This is a genomic window from Wolbachia endosymbiont of Glossina morsitans morsitans, assembly GCF_000689175.1.
Lineage (GTDB): Bacteria > Pseudomonadota > Alphaproteobacteria > Rickettsiales > Anaplasmataceae > Wolbachia > Wolbachia pipientis.
Window position 1 is genome coordinate 1 of record NZ_AWUH01000049.1, and the last position, 6218, is coordinate 6218.

The 6218-nt window shown below is 36.4% G+C and carries 5 protein-coding genes and 1 rRNA gene; 5 read left to right on the top strand and 1 reads right to left on the bottom strand.

Annotated elements, in window-relative coordinates; all coding sequences use genetic code 11:
• Nucleotides 1–366: 366 nt before the first annotated feature.
• A complete protein-coding gene (locus WGMM_RS01230) occupies nt 367–981 on the bottom strand; it encodes a hypothetical protein (RefSeq protein WP_038248847.1) in 615 nt (204 codons plus the stop codon).
• A gap of 153 nt (nt 982–1134) precedes the next feature.
• On the opposite strand from WGMM_RS01230, the gene WGMM_RS01235 reads away from it, so the two are divergent.
• The 5 genes from WGMM_RS01235 (at nt 1135) to WGMM_RS01250 (ending at nt 6199) form a co-directional block, all read left to right on the top strand.
• Nucleotides 1135–2639 (top strand): 16S ribosomal RNA (locus WGMM_RS01235).
• Nucleotides 2640–2739: 100 nt separating this feature from the next.
• Nucleotides 2740–3117: a succinate dehydrogenase, cytochrome b556 subunit gene (gene sdhC / locus WGMM_RS01240; RefSeq protein WP_038248850.1), complete on the top strand. Its 378-nt coding sequence runs from the start codon at nt 2740–2742 to the stop codon at nt 3115–3117.
• A complete protein-coding gene (gene sdhD, locus WGMM_RS05515) occupies nt 3114–3470 on the top strand; it encodes a succinate dehydrogenase, hydrophobic membrane anchor protein (protein ID WP_010963113.1) in 357 nt (118 codons plus the stop codon). Before sdhC ends, sdhD begins: the two co-directional genes overlap by 4 nt.
• An 84-nt stretch (nt 3471–3554) precedes the next feature.
• Nucleotides 3555–4793, top strand: coding sequence for a hypothetical protein (locus tag WGMM_RS01245; RefSeq protein ID WP_038248852.1), 1239 nt, complete (start codon nt 3555–3557; stop codon nt 4791–4793).
• Between the two features lie 113 nt (nt 4794–4906).
• Complete coding sequence (locus tag WGMM_RS01250) at nt 4907–6199, top strand: sugar phosphate nucleotidyltransferase (RefSeq protein ID WP_038248855.1); 1293 nt, start codon at nt 4907–4909, stop codon at nt 6197–6199.
• The last annotated feature ends 19 nt before the right edge of the window (nt 6200–6218 follow it).

Below are 6218 nucleotides of genomic sequence, written 5' to 3' on the forward strand. Positions count from 1 at the left end.
TTTAAGAAATTTACTAAGAAGAAAAAAAAGACGAAGAATCCCCGAGTTAGCTTAGTCTTTTACTATCTCTGTCGAGTATTGGCATTTTTTTGATGTCTTGTAACGCTTTATAAGCGCGTTCAGCTTTAATTTAGATAAAAATCTAGATGTAGATGAAGTTTTGTAAAGACATACAGTATCTATATACTGCAAAAAATTGAACACAAGACGCCGATACATTAAGTAATCCTTACCTTTTAATCTGCAGATTGGTGAAAGCAAATACAATAGCTTCACTGTCATGATAAGGGAGCTGGCGAGGCTTGTCAAGGAAGTTTTTCGTTTCATCCAATGCGCTGCCAAAAGCTATGTAAAAAGCCTAATGAGTTAACTCCCATATATCCTGAGTAATTCTTGTGCATTAGCTTTGATTAGGATAGGGCATTTTCTATCATTTAATAGGGAACGCAATATTTCAGTTGCACCCTTAACGTCGTTATTATGTATCTTTACTATAGCGATGGCTTCTTGGCTTGAATAAGGGTATACTGTGCTTGATTCTAAATTATCAATTTTGTCTCTATTTATTTTTTCACCGTTGGAGTGAAGTAAGCTCATTACTTCTAAATATTGTGCTAACTCACGAAAAACATCAGGAGCATCTTTATCATCTGCCAAATCACTATAAATAGATGCTGTGTCTGTTGGCATTGAATCTGAGATATGATTGAATGCGCGTTCAAAATTTGCTAAATACTCCCAATTTGAATCTATTTCTTCTAGCAGCGGCTTATTATCTTTTTTTAAGAATAATACTTCGTAAAACTTGTCACCTGCAGTTATAGATTGTTTTGTGTTATCAATGTTGCGCAATAAGTATAATGTGATGCCAACTAACATTGGCGCGAGTGCAAGCAGAAAGATGTATTTTTTCATGGTAATATTCCAAATAGTTATATATTTATACATTAATGCTTTTGATTTGCAAAAACATATTGACATAGTGATTATATCACATAATAATATTCTCAAAGTTGTTTGAATAGTTCGAGATTAAAATATTTCTAAAGTAGAAATAAAGACAGCAGTATTAAGCTAAATTATTTTTTGTCGGATTTATCCGATGTACCCTCAACCTTTTATAGGTTGAAGTCTAAATTTGAGAGTTTGATCCTGGCTCAGAATGAACGCTGGCGGCAGGCCTAACACATGCAAGTCGAACGGAGTTATATTGTGGCTTGCTATGGTATAACTTAGTGGCAGACGGGTGAGTAATGTATAGGAATCTACCTAATAGTACGGAATAATTGTTGGAAACGGCAACTAATACCGTATACGCCCTACGGGGGAAAAATTTATTGCTATTAGATGAGCCTATATTAGATTAGCTAGTTGGTGGAGTAATAGCCTACCAAGGCAATGATCTATAGCTGATCTGAGAGGATGATCAGCCACACTGGAACTGAGATACGGTCCAGACTCCTACGGGAGGCAGCAGTGGGGAGTATTGGACAATGGGCGAAAGCCTGATCCAGCCATGCCGCATGAGTGAAGAAGGCCTTTGGGTTGTAAAGCTCTTTTAGTGAGGAAGATAATGACGGTACTCACAGAAGAAGTCCTGGCTAACTCCGTGCCAGCAGCCGCGGTAATACGGAGAGGGCTAGCGTTATTCGGAATTATTGGGCGTAAAGGGCGCGTAGGCGGATTGGTAAGTTAAAAGTGAAATCCCAAGGCTCAACCTTGGAATTGCTTTTAAAACTGCTAATCTAGAGATTGAAAGAGGATAGAGGAATTCCTAGTGTAGAGGTGAAATTCGTAAATATTAGGAGGAACACCAGTGGCGAAGGCGTCTATCTGGTTCAAATCTGACGCTGAGGCGCGAAGGCGTGGGGAGCAAACAGGATTAGATACCCTGGTAGTCCACGCTGTAAACGGTGAATGTTAAATATGGGAAGTTTTGCTTTCTGTATTACAGCTAACGCGTTAAACATTCCGCCTGGGGACTACGGTCGCAAGATTAAAACTCAAAGGAATTGACGGGGACCCGCACAAGCGGTGGAGCATGTGGTTTAATTCGATGCAACGCGAAAAACCTTACCACTCCTTGACATGGAAATTATACCTATTCGAAGGGATAGGGTCGGTTCGGCCGGGTTTCACACAGGTGTTGCATGGCTGTCGTCAGCTCGTGTCGTGAGATGTTGGGTTAAGTCCCGCAACGAGCGCAACCCTCATCCTTAGTTACCATCAGGTAATGCTGGGGACTTTAAGGAAACTGCCAGTGATAAACTGGAGGAAGGTGGGGATGATGTCAAGTCATCATGGCCCTTATGGAGTGGGCTACACACGTGCTACAATGGTGGCTACAATGGGCTGCAAAGTCGCGAGGCTAAGCTAATCCCTTAAAAGCCATCTCAGTTCGGATTGTACTCTGCAACTCGAGTGCATGAAGTTGGAATCGCTAGTAATCGTGGATCAGCACGCCACGGTGAATACGTTTTCGGGTCTTGTACACACTGCCCGTCACGCCATGGGAATTGGTTTTACTCGAAGCTAACGACCTAACCGCAAGGAGGGAGTTATTTAAAGTGGGATCGGTGACTGGGGTGAAGTCGTAACAAGGTAGCAGTAGGGGAATCTGCAGCTGGATTACCTCCTTAGGCTTTGCACATAATTTACCATTTTTAATGATGGTGTTGTTGTGTGCTATACTGTTGTCTTTACTTCTACTTTATTTTAATTTCCCGATAACGGAATTTTATGAGTGATAGACCTCTTTCTCCACATTTACAAATATATAAAGTACAAGTTACTAGTTTTTTCTCTATTATGCATAGATTGACTGGTATCTTGCTATTCCTTTTATTAATGATGCTTTCTTGGTATTTCGTATTACATGTTTACTTTCCTGAGTTACTTATAGTAAGGTACTTAAATGCATTATTATTCACTCCTGTTGCTAAATTAGCTTATGTCTTATGTTTTATAAGTTTTGTATATCATTTTCTTAATGGTATTCGTCATTTATTGTGGGATGTTGGGCTTAATTTAGAAATTACTGGCATTTCAAGGAGTGCTATACTGCTGACAGTAACGCTACTTCTTTCTACTATGGCTTTTTTATTTATGTTTATATGAGTCAGTCTGGAAATTCAGTACATCATTGGTGGGTTCAGCGTGTTTCTGCGGTAATTTTACTGTTCCTGTTTCCTTGGTTTATCTATTCATTTTCTTGCACATTTTATACTGATAGCTCTTTGTCTTTTAGTGAAAAATTTATTAATCACCCTCTAGAGCTTTTATTTTTTGTTGTATTGTTGTTTTGCATTTTTTGGCACGCAGTTCTTGGAATGCAGGTAGTATGCGAAGATTATATACACAGCGTACCTTTGAGGATTTTTACAATTACATGCATAAAGTACTTATCAAGCATTACTTATATAACCCTCGCTTTTACAATCTTTATCTTCTACAGGCATATTTTCTTGTAAAATCACCGGTGCTGTGTTAATATATTATTAGTGTACTAGTTTTATTATTGAACTATAGCATTATAGCGATTTTGGTTTGACGATATGTTTGAAGCATTAAAAAAGGTAGCAATAGATCTTACACTTAAAGCAAAAGGTCTGCTTACTTCACCTGAATCTCAAGTTTACGTCGAAGACCTTAGGAAGGTAATGATGTATGATGGAAGGAAATGCCAGTATCCAAAAAATTATGATCAAATTGTACAGTCTGCTAAAATCACAGAAAACAGGGATATGCATGGAAATGCTATACTAGATAAAGATAAAAATCCAACCTATAAACTTTTGTATGGTCAAAAAGATGAGAATGGAGAACAACCAAGTTTCAGATTATCTTTAGTTACCAAAGATAAAGATAATGATAGATCTTATTTTACTATCAATTATATAGGCAATCAGGGTAACCAAATTCCGATAAATGAGTTGCATAAGTCATATTTTGAGCCACTAGGCTTTTCGAGAATGGATTTGAAAAAACACGTGCCAATTTTTGAAGCTGAAAAAACTAAGGATCCTCAATATCCATTTGAATTAACTAATTCTTATGTGCTAACTAAAGAGGTAAAAAATAAAGAAGGTAAAGTTCAGGAAGTTGTTGATGAAAAAGGAAGAAATGGAGAATTATTATACACTAGTGATTACAAGAAGCTAAGCACCCATTTTTCAGAAATTAGAGATCAGAATGGTAATCTAGAGCTAGATAAAAGTCTTATATCTGTTCCTATCGTTTTTGCTACAAGTTTAGCTAAAGTTTGTACTAAATTGTTGACTTCTCTTCCTATAAAGTTAGGGGAGCATTTAATAAGCGAACAAAACCCAATTGCAAAGTCTTTTGGTTATCTTTTATTTACTCCTGCAATGGCAGTAAAAAATTTAGTGGATATGGGAGCTACCATACTTAAGGCTCCAATTTTATTGTTTGTAGCAAATGAGAAAAATAATGGTGATGCTTACTACGCCATGTGGAAACACCAACTGAAAGGATGTTTGGAAGAAGCAAAAAGTGACTTTAATGTTATTAAAGGTGAAGAAAGGCTAAAGCCGTATCATGGGAATCGTGATTCACTAGTGGGCACATGGGATGAGCTTAACGCTAGAAGGCCAAAGAAACAAGGGGATGATAAAGAAGTTAGCAAGAGTAATGAAATACTAAAGAGTCCTGAGGAAGAACAAAATAAGGGTAATGAAATATTAAGTGATAAAAGAAAAGGTCATGTTGAGGAATTACAAAATAGAAGAAATTCACAGCAAGGGCAAGGCGCTACACATGATCACTCTCATTAGCAATTACTTTAAATCAACATTTACTTTCTTTATTAACTGTTCCCACAACAAAAACTTGCATGTATTTTTCCCTCAGTATAAGATATTAATTAAATAATTAATATCTTAACTAAATGCGCCCTGTAATATTGTGTGGTGGTAGTGGTAGCAGACTTTGGCCTTTATCTAAGCCAAAGCAATTTCAGAAAATATTTAGTCAGAACACTATGTTTCACAACACTTTGTTGAGGCTAAAAAGCGATTATATGCCGCCCATAATTGCTACAAATATACAGTACGAGTCATTAGTGATGGAGGAATTGCATGCACTGCAAGAATATAAAGTGATTTTCGAACCAGTGAAAATTGGAACAGCAGCGGCAATATTAATTGCTGCACTTCTCTGCAATGAAAACGAGACAATGTTAATTCTGCCTTCAGACCATTTTATAGGTGATTTGAATAGTTTTTATGCTTCTACTCAAAAAGCGTCTAAGTTAGCCTCTGAAACTAACTCTATAGTCACTTTTGGGGTTAATCCTCATGAATTCAATTCTGAATACGGCTATATAAATGCAGTATATGATCAGAAAGAAAAATGTCATATAGTGAAAGATTTTACAGAGAAGCCCGAGCGTAAGTTAAGTAACGATCATTATTGGAACTCTGGAATATTTGTGTTTAAAGCAAAACGCTACATAGATGAGATTAAAAAATCTGCCCCGAATCTTTACAATTTATGTTTTAAATATTTCACACCGCAAGAGAGATTTCTGTATTTAAAACAACGAGATTTTGCAGGAATTGAAGGCATATCCATTGATTACTTGGTGATGGAGAAAGCAAAAAACGTTGCAATGATAGAAGCTAATTTCGATTGGTTGGATGTTGGAACTTGGAATTCAGTTTTAGAATTGAGTGAGAAGTTTAGTAAAGAACTGGCATCATTTCAGCATGTGATTAGAGAAAAAGAGCCAGTTTCAACGACAGAAAGTAATAAAAATTTATTGAGTGGAGCTTGTAAGCAACCAAACAAAAGTCTAATTTCATTTATTCATAAAGTTAAGAAAGTAAAGGTGATAAGGAAAGAAGTTAAACCATGGGGATTTTGTAGTATAATTTTAATGAGCGAAAATTTTCTTATAAAATATCTTTTTATCAATCCATTAAGCTGCACTTCTAAGCAATTCCATCACTATAGAGATGAATACCATATAGTGCTATCAGGAGTTGGATATGTTAGTTTAGAAGACAAAGAATATGCTATAGCAAAGGATCATATGATAGAAATCCCAAGGGAAGTTTCCCATAGGATTGAAAATAGAAGCACAAGCTTTCCACTTGAAATAGTTGAATTTCAGATAGGAGAGCATTTATCTGATAATGATATAGTGAGATTGGATGATGTATATGGAAGAATATGGTAACGCCATAAATGCATTTGTT

Bases quoted from the DNA above. Each gene is read 5' to 3' on its own strand.
- WGMM_RS01250 (WP_038248855.1), top strand. From the start codon at position 4,907: ATGCGCCCTGTAATATTGTGTGGTGGTAGTGGTAGCAGACTTTGGCCT.
- sdhD (WP_010963113.1), top strand. From the start codon at position 3,114: ATGAGTCAGTCTGGAAATTCAGTACATCATTGGTGGGTTCAGCGTGTT.
- WGMM_RS01245 (WP_038248852.1), top strand. From the start codon at position 3,555: ATGTTTGAAGCATTAAAAAAGGTAGCAATAGATCTTACACTTAAAGCA.
- sdhC (WP_038248850.1), top strand. From the start codon at position 2,740: ATGAGTGATAGACCTCTTTCTCCACATTTACAAATATATAAAGTACAA.
- WGMM_RS01230 (WP_038248847.1), bottom strand. From the start codon at position 981: ATGTCAATATGTTTTTGCAAATCAAAAGCATTAATGTATAAATATATA.